23 protein-coding genes and 3 pseudogenes are annotated in these 19,601 nt (G+C 32.8%); 8 read left to right on the top strand and 18 right to left on the bottom strand.

Annotated features, from left to right (window positions below):
* Positions 1-30 precede the first annotated feature (30 nt).
* The 6 genes from COL05_RS25780 to COL05_RS25755 all read right to left on the bottom strand — a co-directional run bounded on the left by COL05_RS25780 (position 31) and on the right by COL05_RS25755 (position 3,456).
* Complete coding sequence (locus COL05_RS25780) at positions 31-549, bottom strand: DNA topology modulation protein (RefSeq protein ID WP_098670650.1); 519 nt, start codon at positions 547-549, stop codon at positions 31-33.
* 2 nt (positions 550-551) lie between these two features.
* On the bottom strand, positions 552-1,475 hold the full coding sequence (locus COL05_RS25775; RefSeq protein WP_098670649.1) for a phosphotransferase enzyme family protein: 924 nt from the start codon (positions 1,473-1,475) through the stop codon (positions 552-554).
* A gap of 26 nt (positions 1,476-1,501) precedes the next feature.
* Entirely contained in the window at positions 1,502-1,888 is a 387-nt protein-coding gene (locus COL05_RS25770) for a ribosomal maturation YjgA family protein (RefSeq protein WP_142337667.1), read from the bottom strand.
* Between the two features lie 65 nt (positions 1,889-1,953).
* Positions 1,954-2,661, bottom strand: a complete 708-nt coding sequence (locus tag COL05_RS25765) for a class I SAM-dependent methyltransferase (RefSeq protein ID WP_098670648.1) — start codon at positions 2,659-2,661, stop codon at positions 1,954-1,956.
* A gap of 21 nt (positions 2,662-2,682) precedes the next feature.
* Positions 2,683-3,036, bottom strand: a complete 354-nt coding sequence (locus COL05_RS25760) for an MmcQ/YjbR family DNA-binding protein (RefSeq protein ID WP_098670647.1) — start codon at positions 3,034-3,036, stop codon at positions 2,683-2,685.
* Positions 3,037-3,051: 15 nt separating this feature from the next.
* Positions 3,052-3,456: a GNAT family N-acetyltransferase gene (locus COL05_RS25755; RefSeq protein WP_098670646.1), complete on the bottom strand. Its 405-nt coding sequence runs from the start codon at positions 3,454-3,456 to the stop codon at positions 3,052-3,054.
* Positions 3,457-3,709: 253 nt separating this feature from the next.
* On the opposite strand from COL05_RS25755, the gene COL05_RS25750 reads away from it, so the two are divergent.
* Positions 3,710-5,095 (top strand): S-layer homology domain-containing protein, encoded by a 1,386-nt coding sequence (locus COL05_RS25750; RefSeq protein ID WP_098670645.1) that lies wholly within the window; start codon positions 3,710-3,712, stop codon positions 5,093-5,095.
* Between the two features lie 2 nt (positions 5,096-5,097).
* Positions 5,098-5,310, top strand: a complete 213-nt coding sequence (locus COL05_RS25745; protein WP_098670644.1) for a DUF3006 domain-containing protein — start codon at positions 5,098-5,100, stop codon at positions 5,308-5,310.
* A gap of 66 nt (positions 5,311-5,376) precedes the next feature.
* Here COL05_RS25745 and COL05_RS25740 read toward each other — a convergent pair.
* Positions 5,377-5,587: pseudogene (locus COL05_RS25740) on the bottom strand (N-acetylmuramoyl-L-alanine amidase C-terminal domain-containing protein); the annotation flags it as partial.
* Here COL05_RS25740 and COL05_RS32035 point away from each other — a divergent pair.
* Complete coding sequence (locus COL05_RS32035) at positions 5,571-5,705, top strand: hypothetical protein (RefSeq protein ID WP_257152598.1); 135 nt, start codon at positions 5,571-5,573, stop codon at positions 5,703-5,705. The pseudogene COL05_RS25740 and the gene COL05_RS32035 sit on opposite strands and share 17 nt — an antisense overlap.
* Positions 5,706-5,746: 41 nt before the next feature.
* On the opposite strand, the gene COL05_RS25735 is transcribed toward COL05_RS32035, so the two are convergent.
* From COL05_RS25735 to COL05_RS25700, 8 genes and pseudogenes are all read right to left on the bottom strand, one after another.
* A complete protein-coding gene (locus COL05_RS25735; protein WP_098670643.1) occupies positions 5,747-6,163 on the bottom strand; it encodes a GNAT family N-acetyltransferase in 417 nt (138 codons plus the stop codon).
* A gap of 26 nt (positions 6,164-6,189) precedes the next feature.
* A complete protein-coding gene (locus COL05_RS25730) occupies positions 6,190-6,567 on the bottom strand; it encodes a hypothetical protein (protein ID WP_098670642.1) in 378 nt (125 codons plus the stop codon).
* Entirely contained in the window at positions 6,564-7,340 is a 777-nt protein-coding gene (locus COL05_RS25725; RefSeq protein ID WP_098670641.1) for a serine hydrolase, read from the bottom strand. Before COL05_RS25725 ends, COL05_RS25730 begins: the two co-directional genes overlap by 4 nt.
* Before the next feature lie 144 nt (positions 7,341-7,484).
* Positions 7,485-7,977, bottom strand: a pseudogene (locus tag COL05_RS25720) (N-acetyltransferase family protein).
* Between the two features lie 87 nt (positions 7,978-8,064).
* Complete coding sequence (locus tag COL05_RS25715) at positions 8,065-9,066, bottom strand: HAAS signaling domain-containing protein (protein WP_098670640.1); 1,002 nt, start codon at positions 9,064-9,066, stop codon at positions 8,065-8,067.
* Positions 9,053-9,400: a PadR family transcriptional regulator gene (locus COL05_RS25710; protein ID WP_098670639.1), complete on the bottom strand. Its 348-nt coding sequence runs from the start codon at positions 9,398-9,400 to the stop codon at positions 9,053-9,055. Before COL05_RS25710 ends, COL05_RS25715 begins: the two co-directional genes overlap by 14 nt.
* A 168-nt stretch (positions 9,401-9,568) precedes the next feature.
* The gene (locus tag COL05_RS25705) at positions 9,569-9,901 is read right to left on the bottom strand and encodes a DUF952 domain-containing protein (RefSeq protein ID WP_098670638.1); all 333 of its coding nucleotides are present in this window, start codon (positions 9,899-9,901) and stop codon (positions 9,569-9,571) included.
* Positions 9,902-9,984: 83 nt separating this feature from the next.
* Positions 9,985-12,060 (bottom strand): HelD family protein, encoded by a 2,076-nt coding sequence (locus COL05_RS25700; RefSeq protein ID WP_098670637.1) that lies wholly within the window; start codon positions 12,058-12,060, stop codon positions 9,985-9,987.
* A 361-nt stretch (positions 12,061-12,421) separates the two neighbouring features.
* Here COL05_RS25700 and COL05_RS25695 point away from each other — a divergent pair.
* Positions 12,422-13,287: pseudogene (locus COL05_RS25695) on the top strand (CPBP family glutamic-type intramembrane protease).
* A gap of 20 nt (positions 13,288-13,307) precedes the next feature.
* On the opposite strand, the gene COL05_RS25690 reads toward COL05_RS25695, so the two are convergent.
* The 3 genes from COL05_RS25690 to recQ form a co-directional block, all read right to left on the bottom strand.
* Positions 13,308-14,051, bottom strand: a complete 744-nt coding sequence (locus COL05_RS25690; RefSeq protein ID WP_098670636.1) for a class I SAM-dependent methyltransferase — start codon at positions 14,049-14,051, stop codon at positions 13,308-13,310.
* A 177-nt stretch (positions 14,052-14,228) separates the two neighbouring features.
* Positions 14,229-14,615: a gamma-glutamylcyclotransferase family protein gene (locus tag COL05_RS25685; protein ID WP_098670635.1), complete on the bottom strand. Its 387-nt coding sequence runs from the start codon at positions 14,613-14,615 to the stop codon at positions 14,229-14,231.
* 74 nt (positions 14,616-14,689) lie between these two features.
* The gene (gene recQ / locus COL05_RS25680) at positions 14,690-16,819 is read right to left on the bottom strand and encodes a DNA helicase RecQ (protein WP_098670634.1); all 2,130 of its coding nucleotides are present in this window, start codon (positions 16,817-16,819) and stop codon (positions 14,690-14,692) included.
* A 230-nt stretch (positions 16,820-17,049) separates the two neighbouring features.
* Here recQ and COL05_RS31550 point away from each other — a divergent pair, with 230 nt between their 5' ends.
* The 4 genes from COL05_RS31550 to COL05_RS25660 all read left to right on the top strand — a co-directional run bounded on the left by COL05_RS31550 (position 17,050) and on the right by COL05_RS25660 (position 19,591).
* Entirely contained in the window at positions 17,050-17,211 is a 162-nt protein-coding gene (locus tag COL05_RS31550; protein ID WP_180233482.1) for a hypothetical protein, read from the top strand.
* Positions 17,212-17,893: 682 nt separating this feature from the next.
* Positions 17,894-18,517 (top strand): acetylglutamate kinase, encoded by a 624-nt coding sequence (locus COL05_RS25670; protein ID WP_142337665.1) that lies wholly within the window; start codon positions 17,894-17,896, stop codon positions 18,515-18,517.
* 128 nt (positions 18,518-18,645) lie between these two features.
* Positions 18,646-19,002: a hypothetical protein gene (locus COL05_RS25665; RefSeq protein WP_000606234.1), complete on the top strand. Its 357-nt coding sequence runs from the start codon at positions 18,646-18,648 to the stop codon at positions 19,000-19,002.
* Positions 19,003-19,135: 133 nt separating this feature from the next.
* A complete protein-coding gene (locus COL05_RS25660; RefSeq protein ID WP_098670631.1) occupies positions 19,136-19,591 on the top strand; it encodes a hypothetical protein in 456 nt (151 codons plus the stop codon).
* Positions 19,592-19,601 lie beyond the last annotated feature (10 nt).

The following is a 19,601-nucleotide window of genomic DNA, read 5'->3' as shown; positions in this document are numbered from 1 at the left end:
CTATCCCCCCACGGTACCTCTTTTTATAATCTAACTATTTATAGTATCGTACTTCTCTAAAAATAGTCGTACTTCATTTGGAGATTTTAAAATAATAACATCTTTTTCCTTACTCAATTGATTTAACCTTTTTAAAATTGAAGGTCGTTTCATTTTAGGATATTCCCATATCCATTTGAAAAATTGCAAGTCAAACCTTTCCTCACATCCAGCACCCATATCCGGTCTTGTTTTATTCCGATATTGTATAACTCTTTTAAAAGCTCGATAAACACATATTAATCTATGAATATCAAGAAAGATAATTGTATCAGCTGCGTTCATTCTTATGTCCATTGTCCCGCCATAATTCCCATCAATAATCCATTCATCTTCTTTAACTAATTCATTTTGAACCTTTCTTTGCTCCACTTTCGGTACACCTTCCCAATTCGGTTTCCAAAATAACGCATCAAGATGATGCACTTTTATACTTAATTTATTACCTAACTGCCTGGCTAATGTAGATTTTCCTGAACCACCAGAACCTATTAATATTATTTTTTTCATATTCATACAACCCTTTCTATTGATTCTTCAATAGCTTTTTTATTTACAAAAATCCAGAAGAACATCTCTTCATTTAACTTTAATAAATCTTTTAACTGAACAAAATAAGTAATAAAGATAATTTGAATAGAAAGCATAACATACCCAATGGATTGTAGTTCTTCTCGCGTTAAAATGCTTCGCTTATTATACCCCTCAAAAATTTTACTAATGATCTGTTGCCACTTCCCCCTTAATTTTTCATCACTATATAATTCACTCAAAATACTCGTACAACAATAACATAAATCAAATACTCTAATATTCTTTTCTAACAGTTCAAAATCTATAAATCCTTGAAATTCATTCTCTTTAAAGATTACATTTGATAAGTGCATGTCGCGATGAATGATTTGTTTTCGTAAGGGGAGGATCGTTTCCTTGAAGTCTGTATGTATTTGATTCATTTTTCGAATTACATCCTGATGAACATGCTCATTCTTTTCTAAAATAGGTAAAGCCCAACCATATACTACCTTGTATAAATCTCTTTTTACGAACCCATTTTCACTATCCATTGAATTAAGGACTTGATGTAGATACGCTATTTCTTCTCCAATTGTGCTTCCTAGCTCTTTCAGATTTTCTATATTTTTTATTTCAAGTACATTTCCAGCAACATATTCATACACACAATAATACTTCTCTTTATAAAATACATACCTTTCATTATTACTTGTTTTAACTATTCTTTGTACTTTAACCCCTTTTTTATCAAGTTGTTCTATTAGATTTATTTCAACTAATAGCTGTTTTATCGATCTCTTTTCCTTTAAAATATAGGATTTATTATTACAATGAATCTTTGTTTCGTTTACTTTTATTTCAGTAGCTGTGACCTCTTTATCTCCAAACCAAAAATTCGCAATTTCTAATATACCCTCCATAAACGAATACCCCTTTTACAAACCTCTTATTTCTTCTGTAAAATAAACTCAAAAATAAACCCTACTCCAACACCAATTGTATACGCCACTAAATCATTCCACAGAAAACCATATCCCAACACGAGCCCACCTAAAGTCGTTGCACGAATGCTATCTATCCATTCGGCATGATATAATTGGCTCAATTCAATCCCATAACAAAACAGTAAACTTATAAAAGCCAATTTCTTCGTTTCTATTTTAGAAAATAAAAATCCGAATCCAATGAAAATCATTAATGCCCATAAAGCATCACCTAAATAATCATTTAATAGAGCGGGCAGTGCAAAAGCTAACTTTCTTGAACTAAGCCCTAAAATAATAACAATGATTGTAAACGTTGCGTATAGTAACCTATTTCGTTTCGTATTCATTTCAAAACTCCTATTTCATTATTTAAAACTGCAAAATAGCTAGTAAAATATAATTATTTTACTAGCTATTTTTTAATGGCTTTCATCATAAGAAAATGTGGATTTGTATTTAGATAATGATATGATTTTTCATTTACTTCTCTCATCTTTTCAACCGGTCTCGGTTCTAGCATTTTTTCTAACACAAAATAATTTGTTGTTTCATTAATAATATCTTGAAGTGACCTTCTGAAAAAGCTAACTTCTATTGTAATATTTGGTTTAACCCAAGTATCTACCAATAATTGTTTTTCGAAATAATTTTCACAAGTAAACTTTGTAAAATCCATAAAAGGATGATGAATGGAGTATATAAATTCTCCCCCTGGCTTCAATACTCGACGAAACTCCTGAAATACTTGATCCCAATTTTCTAAATAATGAAGGATTAATGAACTCACAATAACATCAAAAGTATTGTCTTCAAATGGTAATATTTCTTGCAAGTCATGACAAAGAAACGTTGCTTTATTGCCCATACTTTCCTTTGCAGCTTTTACCATTTCAGAACTTACGTCAATTGCAGTTACATTTGCTCCTCTTTCTATAAATTGAGAAGTATACCACCCTGCTGCACATCCAGCATCTAATATATTCTTCCCTTCTAAATTCTTTGGAATCATCTCCATCATCGCTGGTCTTTCGTAATAACTGTTATATGGATTTGCCACATCTAGATTTTCTTTATATGTACTCGCTAATTTATCATATGTATTTTTAATCATGTCTTTCAATACATCCACCCCTCATACATACTAATCTAATAACTCTTGCTGCTTTTTCTTTGAAAATGACTGTAGAACTAAATCATACGACCAATCAACCATTTTATTAATTTGTTCCTGCCCTACATCCTTATGTAAATAAACTGTATTCCAATGTTTTTTATTCATATGATACCCTGGAATGATTGTATCTGGATAATCATCTCTTATTCTTATTGCAAGTTCTGGATCACATTTTAATGTAATTGCCGCTTTTTCACCTTCTTCATGGTTCAATATCGCAAATATTTTATTGTTGAGCCTCATACATGTTGCATTCCAACCATCTGGTGAATCTTCTGTCGCTTTTCTTTTTGATAAACAATATGTTCTAGTTGCATCCATTCTAATTCGCACCTCTTATTCTTTCACGATTTGATTACGATGCATTACAATTTGTTTCGTCGCTTGAAATTGCTTTTCACCATAAAACTTTATTAATTTCTCTCCGCAAAATAAACTAACGATATGAACATGAGATATTTCTTGAAGTAATATTGTTAGCATTTTCTCTCCAATGCCTTTATTTCTTACACTTTCATGTACAACAACATCTTCTATATACGCCCGGAAAACACCGTCAGAAACAACTCTAGCAAATCCGATTAATTCATTTTTTTCCCATACCCCAATCGCTATACTATTCTTTAACATTTTTTGAATATCGATTTCTTTTCTTTCTGGCCACCAGCCGACGGAGTCATAAAGTTTTCTTATTTTTTCTACGCAGATTGGTTGTTCATGTTGCAATTTATACGTGTACATTTTCTTTCTCCCATTTAACATAATTTAAATTATTATAAATAATTGTATAAATTTATAATATAGATTTTACAATTACAATTCAAACAATTCTCTACTACCTTTCCTATTCCTTCTATTAAGTTAGATTATTTCAAATTAATGAATTTATGGAAATACACAACAACTAATAAAATATTTACCTATTAAACTTTGAATTACTTGTAATAAATGGTAAAGTTAATAAGGTGAAAAATACATTAAGTGAGGCGATTTTTTGAAAAAGTTTAGTTTATTACTATCAGCATTTGTCATGATTTTAACGTTGTTCATTCCAAATCTTACAAGTGCTAAATCTTTCCCTGATGTCCAATCTAATCATTGGGCAATTAAAGAAATTAACTATTTATCGGATAACGGCATCATTAATGGTACGCCAGAAGGAACTTTTAAACCGAGTGATCATGTAACTCGTGGACAAATGGCCTTAATGCTAGATTTATCATTAAAATTAGAAAAGCCATCTAGCTATAATCATATTTTTTCCGATGTAGCCAAAGGCATCTATTACTATGATTCTGTACATAAGTTAGCACATAACAATATTGTACAACGTGAAACAAACTACTTCCCTGACCGCTCATTAACTCGTGCAGAAATGGCAGTAGTTCTAGTTAAAACTTTTGATTTGAAACCTACAAGCGTTGAAGTCAATTTCCCTGATGTTCCATCTACTCATTGGGGTTACAATTATGTCAAAATTTTAGCGCAAAATAATATCACTGCTGGATTACCAGATGGTACATTTGGTCCAGATGTAAAAGTAACTCGTGAGCAATTTGCTGCATTCTTGGCTCGTGTATTAGAGCCAAATTTCCGTCCAGCTCTTCCTAATCCTAAAGGTAACTTAGAGGTTCATTATATTGATGTTGGACAAGGTGATGCTACTTTTATTAAATCTCCTAGTGGAGAAACGATCCTGATTGACGCTGGTAACAACGGAAAAGGTAAAGTAGTAGCAAATTATTTAAAAGGATTAGGATACCAATCTATTGATTATATGATCGCTACTCATCCTGATGCTGATCATGTAGGTGGATTAGATGAAGTACTTTATGCTATGAATGTAAAAAACGTATATGCACCTAAAGTAAGTCATACAACTCAAACGTTTAAAGACTTCCTAACTGCAGTAGCTAACAAAGGATTAACAATTAAAGAAGCAAAATCTAGAGTAACTTTACCAATCAATGGTTTAAACACACAATTTTTAGCTCCCGTTAAAGAATACGGTAACGATCTAAATGAGTGGAGTGCTGTATTAAAAGTAACACATGGAAGCAAATCTTTCTTATTTACTGGTGATGCTGAATCTAAAAGTGAGAAAGATATGGTTGCAACACATGGTTCTAGCTTAAAATCTGATGTATTAAAACCTGGTCACCATGGAAGTAAGACATCTTCTTCTCAGCCATTTTTAGATGCAGTGAAACCAAGTATCGCTGTGATCAGTGCCGGTGCAGGTAACCGTTATGGTCATCCTACACAAGAAACTTTAGCAAAGTTAAATGCAATGTCTGTTAATGTATATAGAACTGATTTAAATGGAACTGTAATTATTAATAGTGATGGTTCTAACATTTCTGTAAGAACGGAGAGATAATTATGAAAAGAGGTATTATTGACCGTTTTGAAGGTGAACTAGCAGTTATTGAAGTGAATAACGTAACAATTGATGTACCTAAATCCAAACTCCCTTCCACTGCAAAAGAGGGTGATGTTCTTATAATAGAGGATGATACGTATACAATTGATAAGGGCGAAACAGATAAAAGAAGACGTGAAATACAAGATTTAATGAATAAGCTATTTGAATAGTAAAAAAAGAGTCCTCCAAAACTGGAAGGCTCTTTTTTTACACAAATAGTAGCTATTTATTTATTATTATTCAACTTCATACCACCAACCTTTTCGATCAAGCCAATCTTTCAGAGCCTTTAATTGCGTATCACTAGTTGGTTCAGAAACAAAATACGTTAATCCATCCGATTGTAAAATGAAGGTAGCTGCCATTTTCAAAGAAGTTAACGCTCCCCATAACGTCTGGAGTTTCATAAGATGAAAAAGCTCCAGATTGGATGATATTTTGCTTAGAAACTTGTGCTTGTATGTTTTCTTGTTTTGGTACTGATTCAGTAAACCAAGAAAGTGGTTTACTTCCTATCAATTGGTTTAAATCACATTTACCGATACCTGGTACATCACCTGGTTAGCGATGCTTCTAAAAATCCACTTTTTTTGTAAAACACGAATACTATAACCTCTTCTCTAAAAAATGTTGACTATGTCCTTTAGGATGATCTTCAACAACACCATATTCTCGGTAGCCGTGCTTTTTATAAAATTCTGGTGCTTGAAAACTAAATGAATCTAATAATATTAATCTACAACCTTTTTCCTTCGCAATGTCTTCAATTTTATGTAACAGTTGACTACCATAACCATCATGACGAACTGATTCATCAACCCACAAAAAATCTATATGTAGATGATAAAAATACATTGTTCCTGTTACGCCGCCAAAGATTTTCCCATCTTCATTTTTCACTACAAAGCTTACTTGTTCCATTGGCTGTTTTACTTCATCTGCTAAAATAGACATGTTATATTGGATGACTTTATTCTTTATATATTCTCCTTCAATGCGAGTACCATTCTCTATGCGTTTCATATATCTCTTCCTTTCAACTTTGTAAGCTACCTCTCATTTTTACTTTTCCTTTTTAAAATACTAATAAATACGAATCCACCATAGGTAACAAAGCAGGAAAAACCAATTATCCCTGGCACAGAAACATAGCCTATTCTTATATAATTTATAACTGCAAAACAAGCGATAGACAATATAATAGATGGCCAAAATATAAGAGCTGTTTTTCTTCGTCCCTGTTTCGATGTATTTTCTTTCTCTTTAGAAACACGTGTACCAAAAAGTAATACAATACAAATGAGGATCGCGGCAAAATAAATAGTATCTAATGACAAATTGTGATCGTATAGTGCGATACCCACTTCAAGAGCAATAATCGTTACAATTAAAATAATGATTGTTGATGTCTTTAAGTTTCTTTTCAATCGCTCACTCCTAGCATACTTTCACTATATTCTCTGTATATGTACCTCAAAGCTACTGCAAAAGCTTCATCTACCTCTTTATTTTCACGTCGATCAGGTAAATCTTTTCCCCCAATAACATAAAGAAACGGGAATTCGTTAAATATTCCTATTATACCAATATTCATAGTATCTGAAGATAGTCCACCTGTCATATGAGCTAAGTGATATGAATGTATTCCTTCATATTCACCTTGCTGCCTTACCATGCCGCCAATAACTGGTTCCCATAATTCCGCTTCTGATTTATAACCCTGAAAAATATGTACTAAAAGTGAAAGAACTTCATTTAATTCTCCAACATTTTTCTCATCTCTAGCGTCCTCTTGTATATGAATTTTTGAAAAATACGTTTGGGCATACATTTTCACAGCATCCCATCCACCACAGTACATTACAACTGACTGTGCAACGTAACTATCATGACATGCTATCATCACTTCTACTGCTTTACTAAGTGTTAAAGTCCTTCTTCCTTGTAAATGTGGATACAACTGCGCACTATCTTCATTTGGATTAAATTTAACATGATGAAGTATATCATTCCAATTACGTTTATTTTCCTTCACCATTTGCGCTACTACAAATCCGATTACTACTTTTGCTGCCGATGCTAACGGAATATTTAATTCACTATTATATGAAGCAACTATATGATTGCTTTTTGTAGAATAAATAGCTATCCCAACATGATCAGATTGTATCTCTTTCATTTTTCGAATGACAGTTTCCATTTCCCAGCCTCTTTTCCAAACGTTATATTATTTTTTAATAATTCAATATATAATATAAAATCCCTTTTTTAGAAAACCATTCTTATGGTTACAATAAGAAAAAGGTAGCATGCATTACTCCATGCTACCTAAGATACTAAACTTTTATTCTTCTAAAGGATTTTTAGGACCATTAAGCCCCAATTGATAAAAAGCTAAATCAAGCCATCTATTAAACTTATAACCAGCCTTTTTGATTGTACCAGTATAAACAAATCCATAGTTTTCATGTAAAGCAATACTTTTCTCATTTTCAGCATCAATTCCAGCAATTAAAATCATATATTCCCTTTCTTTTGCCATTGCAATCAATGCTTTCATTAAAGAAGTTCCTATTCCATTCTTTCTATATTCCTTATCAACATACACAGAATGCTCAATTGAATATTTATAAGCAGGCCAAGTTCTAAACGGTCCAAATGTCGCAAATCCTACTACTTTATTATTTAGTTCATATACTAAAATTGGATAACCGTCAGCCTTTTTTTGTTCATACCAATCAATTCTATTTTCAAGGGTTACAGGGTTACAGGGTTACAGGTTTATACGTATATACGGCTGTTGTATGCAGTATGGCATCATTATAAATGTCTAACATGTATGTTACATCTTGTTTCCTTGTTTCCTTGCTTCCCTTATCATTACTTTCTTCCTTTCATAACGTTTATCTTCCTTCATTTCACTATTACATACGAATACGAGCTTTTCGGAAACCATCAAATATATTTAACACAGCAGATAAAATGTAAATGATAATACCTCCACCAATTAACCACTTTTTAACTTCCTCTGGAGAAGTAGTAAACACATTTGCCACATACGTAATAAATCCTTCATTAAATAAATGCGGATTTACTACAATTACAATGAATACAATTGTTCCAACTATTTGAAGAATAGCATTCCCGATTGCCAACTTTTTCGTCCATTGTCCTTGTACTAACTTATAAAGAGATATACCTATTTCAAACACAATCATAATTACAACGATTGGCCAATACTGAATTAACACATCTTGGTTAAAAGTTGGCGCGACAAACTTCAATCCGCTTTCTGTACCATGATATACACCTACAAGATGGTTCGCATAAAAATAAAGTGTTGCCCATATTGCCGTCCACATTAACCCGCCAAAAACTTCGAGCTTTGAGATCGACTTTTTCTTTGGAACATACGAAGTATTTTTCAAATCATCAGGCGTCCATTTTTTTAAACTTGTCGTCAACGGCTGAGTACCTTTGTCTTTATCTGTTCTTTCTAAAATTGCAAATACAATTGTCAACCAGAAAAATACATGGAGGCCTACTTCGATAATTTCCCCAATGCCTTTACCTATCACATTTAAAATAATATTTAATACCGCTTGCTCACCATTATATGCTACAAAATTTTCTGCAACCATTGCAATGAGTGCGATAACAGCTGCAATCGGTATGATCATTTTTAATAACGTCGTATATACATCAAAATAACGTGGTCCAATTAAATGCATCGGCCTATCTAAATACCCATTTGCCAATGAAACTGGACTCCCCAATTTTTCAAGAACTTTTTTTTCATCATCTTCATTATAATCATCAGGTAACATATCCTCGATTGTTGACCGTAATTCAAGAATAATATCGTCACAATTTTTTTCAGGTAATCTCTTCGCTACTTCTTCTACATAAATATCAATCAAACTCATTTTTGTCCTCCTCCTTTAATAGGTTATAAAGCTCTTTCGAATCCTTTATCCATTCTTTCTTCAGCTGCAGAAATATCTCTAATCCATATTCACTTAAAACATAATACTTACGCGGTCTACTCTCCGTTTTATCCCAACTACTCGTCACTAGCTCCTGCTTCTCTAATCGGCGAAGTAGTGGATATAAAGTACTTTGATCGATTGTAATCCCTGATTTTTCCAATAATTGGACAAGTGAATACCCATATTGCGGTGTTCTTAGCTGGCTTAAAACCGCTAATGTTAATGTACCTCTTCTTAGTTCAGTAATTAACGAATTTAATAAAGCATCCATTCACTCACCTCATTTTCATTACTATATGTCATACAGTATGTGTTTTATACTATGTATCGTACAGTATTATTGTGATAAAAACAATGAATTTTCACAAAAAATAGATAATAAAAAAGCACAAACATTGAATTTGCGCTTTTTTAGCTAATTTAAATATCTATCCCCATCTTACCGTTGTACCTCTCGTAATATAAACTCTTCTTTTTCTTTAGTAAATGGGATAACTTCTACAATCGACTCAATATTGATTACTCCATATACATGCGGATATTCTTGACCGTTAGAAGCAAGTTCATATTTTATGTCTGCTTTTAACAGAATTGGATTAATCGTAAGTAATAAAACATCTTCTTCATGACTAAAATATTTTTCAGCGACTTTTAAAGCTTGTTCTAAAAATGAACAATGAATAAATCCCTCTTCTTTTAATGAGGCTTCATTAATTTCTCCATTTATCTTTGCAATTTCCCAGTTTCTTTTCGTTATTACCTTTGTAATCATAGTTATTCTCTCCCCATACCTTTATATAGAAAAACAAGAGGTTCTTCTTTTTGTTACTAGAAAAGCCTCTTGCGTTTTCATTTTTATTTTAATCCGTTAATTAAAGGCGATGCTTCTCCACTATGGAAAATCCATAAATCATGAAGCGACCTTGTACATCCGACATACAATAACTTCGCATCGTGTTTTGTATTTTTGTAATGTTCTTCATCAACATCAATTAGTAGAACAGCGTCAAATTCTAATCCTTTCGCCAAGTATACAGGTACTACTGAAATACCACCTTCGTATTTACTTTGATCTGCTTCAATGACGTTTACAGCCAATCCTGCCTTTGTTAACTTTTCATATATATCACGGCATTCATCGTCTGTTCTTCCTATTACCGCAATTGTTTTCACATCTTCATTTTGTAAATATTTTATCGTCTTCATAATCTCACTAAATTGATCTTCTGCTTGGATTACTTTGACCTCTTCACCACTACGAAAAACTGGTGTCGCAAGCCCTACTGGAATATCTGCATTTTTAATTATTTCGTTCGCAAATTCAATAATTTCTTTTGTAGAGCGATAACTTCTCGTCAATTCATAATAACCTGTTTCTTGGAATACTTCCTTAAAAGCACTCCAATCTTCAATCCCTTGATAATCGTAAATTGCTTGAGATAAATCACCTAATATAGTGAAAGAATTACCTAGTGTAATTTCTTTTAATACATAAACTTGAAATGGCGAGAAATCTTGCGCTTCATCAATAACGACGTGATGGAATTTCTGTCCGATTTCAATACCTGTTATGCGGTGATGTATGTATATTAAAGCTGGTAAATCTTCTACATACACTTCTTTTTTACGACAACTCTTTTCAGTTTCTTTCACAAGTTCTTCAGGTAATACTTCGAGTATTTCTTTACTTTTCAATATTGAACTATAAATTGAAAGTGAGCTCATTTTCGGCCAAAACTTCATATAAGTGTTCAATCTCTTAGTCGCTTCTTTTTTTAGTAATTTCTTCTCGTTTATTTCTCCATACTTTTTTAGCTCAATTTCAATCCAGCGCTTCATTCGGCCGACTAATCTTTCTCTTCTTTTCTTTAATGGATAATGTTTATATTCCACTTGCATCCATTTTTTTATGTCTTCTACTGGAATAATAGCTTTGTCCCATGCCTCAAAATCACTTGTTGGTACTAATTCTTTTTCAAATTGAACCATTCTCTCTTCAATAAAGGACTTAAATTCCAGTGTACCTTTCAATTTACCGAGCATAATTTTTTCTTCATCACGATTAATAGAAAATGCCTCTTTCAATTTTTCTTCTGTTTGCTTCAGTTTCACCGAATCATCTAACGTACGTAATGCCCAATCTGGAAATGTTGTTTGACTAATATTCCCTACACCTAATTCAGGAAGTACACTCGAAATATAGTCTAAAAACAGACTATTTGGAGCGAATACAATCATTCTCTCAGCTTCTAGCTGCTCACGATATTCATAAATTAAAAAAGCAAGGCGATGTAAAGCGATTGTTGTTTTTCCGCTCCCTGCAACCCCTTGAATAAGTAGTGGTAAGTTTCTTTCCGCACGAATAATATCATTTTGCTCCGATTGTATTGTCGAAACAATATCCTTTAGTTTATTATCTTTATTCTCACCTAATCTATATAGAAGAAAATCATCGGCATGTGAGACATCTTCATTTCCTTTTACATATGTATCAACAACACGTTCTAGTTCTCTTTTTCGAATAGAGATGTTTCGCTTTAAATGTACATCACCTTCTACTAATCCGTCTGGTGATTGATAAAACGCTAATTCATCACCGCCGGTAAATGAATAAAACATACTTGCAACAGGTGCCCGCCAATCTATTACAATTGGTTTCATAGTGTCTTTATGTGAAACACCTACTTTACCGATGTAGATCGGCATAACATCTTCCTTGCCGTCCTCTTGAAAATCTAATCTTCCAAAGTACGGTTCTTGTACACCGATACGTAAATTTTGCCTATTAGATTCTCTCATACTTTCTAGAATTTGTTCTTTAAAATCATCTCCATAATAAACCGGAATGTTTTCGAGCTGTTCTAATTGATCATCCATCGTACGTAATGTATCTTTCATCCTTTGTAACTCTTCTTCAAAAATGTTGTTCATTTGATGATTCCCTCCTGTCCGTTCTAATTTTTCAGTCGAAATACAATTGTATTAAAAATCCATTTATAAAGTCAATAGTTTCAATTTAAATTTTCCGAAAAAACTCACTTTTCTTCTTTCTAATTTTAAAATCTTATCGTTATTTTTACATTATAAGAATATAAAACATCTAAATTACAACACTTTACATATAATAAAATAATGCGTACAAATGCTATTACTTTCTATTAATAATAACGATTCATACACTAACTAAACTTAAACTCTCATCTACCTTTCTATCGATTTCCTCCTTTCACTTGTAAAATAATGAGAAGTGTCAATAGGTAAATGCTAAAAATAAAAAAGGAGTTTATTCGAAATGACTACAACCAATAGAAAGCAAGTAAAGCTACATTTCATTATTTTTGTATTAATTGTGCTAGCAAGTGGTTGGATCGGTGTATTTATTGATTCTCTTCTAACAGATCAACCTGCAGGAAATTCTTTAGGTATGGGCTTATGGCTTATACTTCCTTTCCTCGTCAGCATATTACTTAGAGTTCTTAGCCGAGATTGGCATGATTTTGGTATCAAACCAAATTTAAAAGGAAGCTTTAAATGGTATTTCGTAGCAATACTTATTTATCCATTCGTTACACTAATAACTATAAGCTTAGCTCTATTTTTCAGAGTCGTTAACATATCTAACTTTGAGATGTCCTCATTATGTTCACTCATACTCATGTCTACTATAGGTAATTTTATTAAAAATATTTTCGAAGAGTTTTCTTGGAGCGGTTATTTAACTCCAAAACTGATTGAACTAAAGTTAAACGATTGGTTTATTTATATTATTTCTGGTTTAATTTGGGCTCTTTGGCATGCCGCTTATTATTTAGTTTTTTTACCAAATGAATATTTTGAATCTATTTCAAGGTTAAATATGCTTTTATCAGGCTGTATACTTATGGTTTCTTGGTCTATTATGTATGTCGAAATATATAGACTTACAAAGTCAGTATGGCCATGTGTTATCATGCATGCAATTGAAGATGCCGTTCCTACTGTTTTAGTTACAATAACAGGGATTATTACACTTACCAACGGCAGTGATTTTTGGTTAAACCCTATTAGCGGAGTTGTTGCTACTATTGTATTTCTTGGAATTGGGATCGTACTAAGGTCCAGAAGAATAAAAAAGAACGACAATTAAATACGAAAGACAGTCAATTATTCACACTATAAAAGTAAAGAAGAGTAAGGAATTAATCCCTACTCTTCTTTACTTTAATTCGATACGCCAAACATTCATTTAAAGTTGCTAATTCTTTATATTTCCGTTTTTCAAAATCGTATGCTCCTCCTGGGAAGATTCCTACAATACTTAAACCGACTTCAGCACATAGATTGCTAATCTCATCTACCGTATAACAACGTAAAGACTGTGTAACTATATCATTTGGATTATTAGGATGCCACCAATGATCTAACATTCTTTCATTTATGCTATCATATTCATATTTTCGCATAGCTGAACTTAAGGACATTTCTTGTCCACTTACCTGTTTCCAATACAACGGTTGATAAATATCAATAAGTGCACATCCATCATCCTTCATCCAATTTTTAATTCGTTTTAATAGAATCAATTGTTCATCATCTGATCCTACACCAAATCCATCTAAATAACTAACAACATCAAACTTTTCTTCAAATTTGATTTTATAAAAATCAGCGCAATGAATAGCAATATCATTAGTAGAATGCTCTTTTGCAAACATAACTAACTCTGGTACAAGCTCAACAGTAGTCATCTTTACACGTAACTTAGACATCGCCCTCGCAAACCCGCCATTTCCTGCTCCTAGTTCTAACATCGACTGAAATGGATGTCCAATTTGTTCTTGAACTTCTTTCGCAACCTGTTCTAACCAGCTTTCTGTATTAATATCGTAATTGGATAGTTCGAATTGTTTTTCGTAAAATTCCCTCACATCTAATTCGTTCATTATTATTCTCCTCCTGTATATTTTTTCTACTACAGGTGAGAAACTAAATTTCTGATACCCATGAAAAATCCTCCTTTTGATTTTTCTATATTTTAATTTTATCTAAATAATCAGATTTTTTAAAGTATCAATTTAAAAAGCAGATAATGGATGTTCCCACTATCTGCTCTATGGCTGCTATTCTTTTTCGCGTTGATACTCTACCCAATCACCAGAAATGATAACTTTCCTTAGCATCTCTTTATCTTGAGCGATATACACAAATGCACGTATTTCTCTATCGTCTAAATAAATCGTTTCGGTGATTCTGTCATATAAATCACTCTCTGCATTACCTGTGTATTCTTCCAGTTCATCTAATTTTTGCAGCACATCATCATTCACTTCATAAACTTCTCCATATACTTTATCTTTATTTGAACAAATCATTGCTGGATACCCTTCGTTTGTATCAAATAATTTGCCATAGGTCCATGCCCTGTCTGCGATGCATTTTGCACCTTGCATAAAATGAGCATTCGTTTGCTCTTTTCTTAACGTGCCATACACAAAAACGTGATACATATATCCCTATCCCCTTTATCCCGCTTTAATGGGCAGTAAGACCCCCACTGATTAAAGTTTCACTTTATATGTCTCTACTTTCTAATTTGTAAATAAGCACGAATCATAAAGTAACTCACTTCATTTGGAAGTTGTTCCTTAATCGATTTCAGACCACCCTCTGCATTTTGAACGGCAGTTTCAATCAGTGATTCATATTCTGCAGGAACAAAACTGTTCCAGTCTACTTCCATTCCATCTTCAAAACAACGTATTAAATGATTTTCAATTGTTTGTGTTGATAAGCTACGTTCTTTCGCAATTTCATTTAAATCAATGCCTTGTTTATACATTTCATACGTTTCTAAATGAGAATTTGCTGACGCTTTCCCTGACGCTTTCCCTGACTTTTTCCGCTCTGTCACCACTTCTGTCTTAATTGTTTCAGCATAGTTTGGGTTTTCCTCAATAAAGTGCTGAACTGCTTGTAAGAAATGAGAACCATACTTCACAAGTTTATGTTCACCAATCCCTTTTACAGTTAAAAGTTCAGAGTCACTTTGCGGCATTTTTGCACACATATCTTTCAACGTTTGGTCAGAGAAAATAACGAATGGAGGTACACCCTCTCCTTGCGCAATTTCTTTACGTACTTCACGAAGTATTTCAAATAAAGGATGATCCTGAACAATTTGTCTTGTCTCTACTCGTTCTTTACGTAAAACATTCTCTTTACCAAGTAACACTTCTTTCCCTTTTTCCGTTACTTTTAATGTCGGATACGTACCGTGTTCAACTGTGATTAACTCATCTGAAATTAAAAACTCAATAAATTCACTGACTTCTTTTACGCTGCGATTTGATAGTAAGCCGTATGTTGGTAAAGTATGAAAATTAAATTCAATCACTTTCTTATTTTTCGAACCAGTTAAAACTTGGGCAATCATTTGTTTTCCAAATCGTTGGTTCGTTCTAATCATACAAGATAGAACCATTTGCGATTCTCTCGTCACATCGATACTTTCGCGCTCGTCCGTACAATTACCGCAGCGGCCACAATCTTCTTTCGGCTCTTCTCCAAAGTATTGCAAAATAAATGATTGTAAACATTGTTCTGTATGACAATAGTCAGTCATATTTTGCAGTTTTTCAAGTTCATTTGAAAAACGAGATTCTCCTGTCGATTGATCAATTAAAAAGCGCTGTACTTGCACATCTTGAGAAGAATATAGCAATATACATGCACTATCTAAACCGTCACGTCCTGCACGTCCTGCTTCTTGGTAATAACTTTCCATGTTTTTTGGCAGTTGATAATGGATAACGTAACGAATATTCGATTTATCAATCCCCATCCCAAATGCTGATGTCGCTACCATTACACTTACTTCATCACGTAAAAAGAGTTCTTGCTGCTCATTTCGATCGTTATCACTCATACCAGCATGATATTTTGAAACAGAAACTCCCGCTTTCATTAAATCCTCATATAATTGATCAACTACTTTTCTAGTAGCCGCATATATAATCCCAGATTCTTTTTGATTTTGACGAATATAATCCGCTAAATATGCATGACGGTCTTGTCCTTTAATAACAGAAAATGATAAGTTCTCACGCTCAAACGTTGTCATAATCGTGTTTTCTTGATTAATTCCAAGTGTATTGCAAATATCATCACGCACTTGTGGTGTTGCCGTAGCAGTTAATGCTAATACGAGCGGCTTCTCTGGAAGATAATCTAATATGCGGTGTATATGTAAATAACTTGGACGGAAATCATGTCCCCACTGCGAAATACAGTGCGCCTCATCAATTGCAATCATCGGGATTTTCATATCGATAAGTTGGTCAACAAACTCCATTGAATCAAGACGCTCAGGCGCCACATAAAGCAACTTATAATGACCTTGTTTCGCTAACTGAATACGTTGATTTGCTTCTGTAATAGAAATAGAACTATTAATATAAGTAGCTGAAATACCGTTTTGTACTAATGTATCTACTTGGTCTTTCATAAGTGATATTAATGGCGATATAACTAACGTCGTTCCCTCGAATACTAATGCGGGAATTTGATAACAAATTGACTTACCACCGCCCGTAGGCATAATACAAACTGTATCTTTCCCATCTAATACATTTTTAATTGTTTCATCTTGTCCTCTTCGGAATGACGAATAACCGAAATAAGACGCTAAAAGTTCTTGAGCTTTTGTAAACAAAAAAGAGTCACCTGCTTTTCTATATCTTTCATCTACTACTATTATATCATCTCTTGTGTGTCATGAAAGTGATGAATATATGACTAACAGCCTGCTTTTTTATTATCTTATGCTTCTTTTCGTTTTAGAGGCTCATTAGCGACTAAAACGAATTTCAAAATAAATATACATTTTATTAACTTTCCTTGAATACTACTAATCTTATACATATGAATTTAGGAGGTTACTATATGAATCACCTTAATATTAGTTCCATCAAGCAGAAAGCAGTACCGAATCAACTCCAATTCTCAAATCATGATGCGTGGAAATATGAATCGTATTATAAATACCAACCATTATTTTCTTATAGAAAACTTTTCCATTCTCTTTCTCAACTTTTTAAACGTTAATACGTGGGCGAAATGTATCCATTTACAAAATTTTTCACAATATAAACCTTATAGACTTCATACAATATCATTGATATCATATGAAATATTCTGTTGGATAAACCCCTTAAGTTGACCTGCTTATATAGGCAGGTCTTTTTTAATTATTTTATATTTCAGTACACTTTTCGTTGTGATTGTAAATCTTTTCTCTATTTTATAACCATACCCCACTCACAACAAATGGTGATAATTACAAAAGTAAACTATAAATGCTCAATATTTAATTATTCAATTATTTTTTTCTCAATACACAAAACGATTTTCAATTGTTACTATAAAAGTACTCCAGATGAGTTTTTGCTCATCTACATTATCTAGTTAAAGGGATCTGCCGCGGGAAGCAGGTCCCTTTGACTTTATTAAAGAGCCATTTTTATTTGGACACATTTACCAGGTTTTTTTAAGTGAATTTTATGATAATATTACGTAGTCGAGTCCGACATCTCGGCAATACCCTTTTGAGGCTCTGCAACTTCCCTTGCAGAGCCTCTTTTACTTTATATTCAATTTATTTATATATAACGCAATAAAACCCCTCATTTTTTTCATATCAATTTCTGAAAATAAACGAGGACACGTAACTAATTATAAATTCCCATCATACTTTGAGTTATACATGTTCAAAGGAGTGTTACCGTTTATGTATACTTATTGGCAATCGTATTACTCCCCCTATCATAACCCTTATGTACACTTTGATACTTCTGCACGTAATTACCGAATTAGTAAAAACGAGAACTTTTTAAAAGGTTATATGCGTTCTTTATGGGAACAACATGTCGCTTGGACGAGATTAGCTATTATAAGTATTGTCTTTCATTTACCAGACGTTAACGTTACAGTTGGGCGTCTTCTTCAAAATGCAACACATATGGGACTATCACTTGAGCCATTCTATGGTGAGGACGCTGTAAAAAAATATAGTGCACTCATTAAAGACCACTTAGTCATCGCAGCAGATCTTGTTAAAGCCGCTAAAGCAGGTGACCAAAATGCAGCTGCCGCTATCGAGAAGAAGTGGTACGCTAATGCTGATCAAATTGTCGATTTTCTTAACGCTATCAACCCGTATATAGAAAAAGAAGCATTCCGAAAAATGTTTTATGAACATTTAGCATTAACAAAGGCAGAAGCACTTGCCTTTCTAAATAAAGATTATGAAGAAGGAGTAAAATTGTACGATAAAATTGAAAAAGAAGCTTTAGAAATGGCCGACATGATAACAAACGCAATCGTAAAACAATTCCCGCAAGTATTCCAATAACAATAAGCCGATTTGAAAACCAAATCGGCTTATTAAACTTTCCATTAATGATATTTTATCTGCCCTCTTTACATTTAACGTATATCGATATATTTTATAAATATCCGTTTTTTATAGGAGGAAATAGTTTGATTAACGCGATTGGCCTCGTTTTTATACTTACAAATAAACACGAGAAAAAAAAGAAAGTTTACCTCAATGAAAAATTTGCACTAATAGATATTATTGATTCTAAAGAAGTATTTGATAATGAAGGAAATCCTTTAGTGGAACTAACATGTAAATACAGTATATATTTAGATGAAAAATATTACTGTAAATCTCTCGATGATTATACCGGACAAGTATTTCCTTTCTTAAGTGCAAAAATAGGAAAAGGTCTTCTAAGAAACTTAAACTACTACTTTTCTTATGTTGATGCCTATGATAAGAAACCACCAGTTAAAGAAATACGACCACTTATGAAACAAGTAACTAACAGATAGCAAAAAATACAAAAAAGAAAGCATCTAACTCTGGATGTTTTCTTTTTTATTGAAAACTCATCAAATTTCATCCTCTTCTAAAAGTATGTATCCAAGCATATTTTAAATTAAAAACATTGGAGGATTAGACTGAATGAAATACTCAGAAACTATTGTAAGTAAACGACTGCGAATGCTTAAAATGACGGGTATGTTTTTCATGCTAGTATTAATAGCATGGATTGGATATACAAAATTACTTTATGAAAACGGATTTCTTCAAGAAAAAAAGAATTCAGTAGAAGTAATAAATACTAGCATTACAGGAGAAATAGAGCAGCTTTTTCATATAAACTTGCAAGGTTATCGAAAAACAAGCCTTGATGCTGTTATAGAAGCCAGTAAAACCGATCCAAGCGAACTATCCCTAATTGAGCTAGTCAACAAATCCTGCTCGCAAGATTGCATAGGCGAACCAGTCACATATGTAAACTCAAACAATGGATATATCTTTTATAAAGAATCTAATGGAACTAATGTAGCTATAACAGTTAAAAAGAAAGACACATGGATAATTGTAAAGAAATCTGTTCAAGATGGAATGAAGTGACCCCTAAAAG

Origin of the sequence: Bacillus sp. AFS059628, assembly GCF_002571225.1 — a bacterium.
GTDB lineage: Bacteria > Bacillota > Bacilli > Bacillales > Bacillaceae_G > Bacillus_A.
Note: the sequence above shows the minus strand (reverse complement) of the source record. Positions and strands in the feature narration are given on the sequence as shown.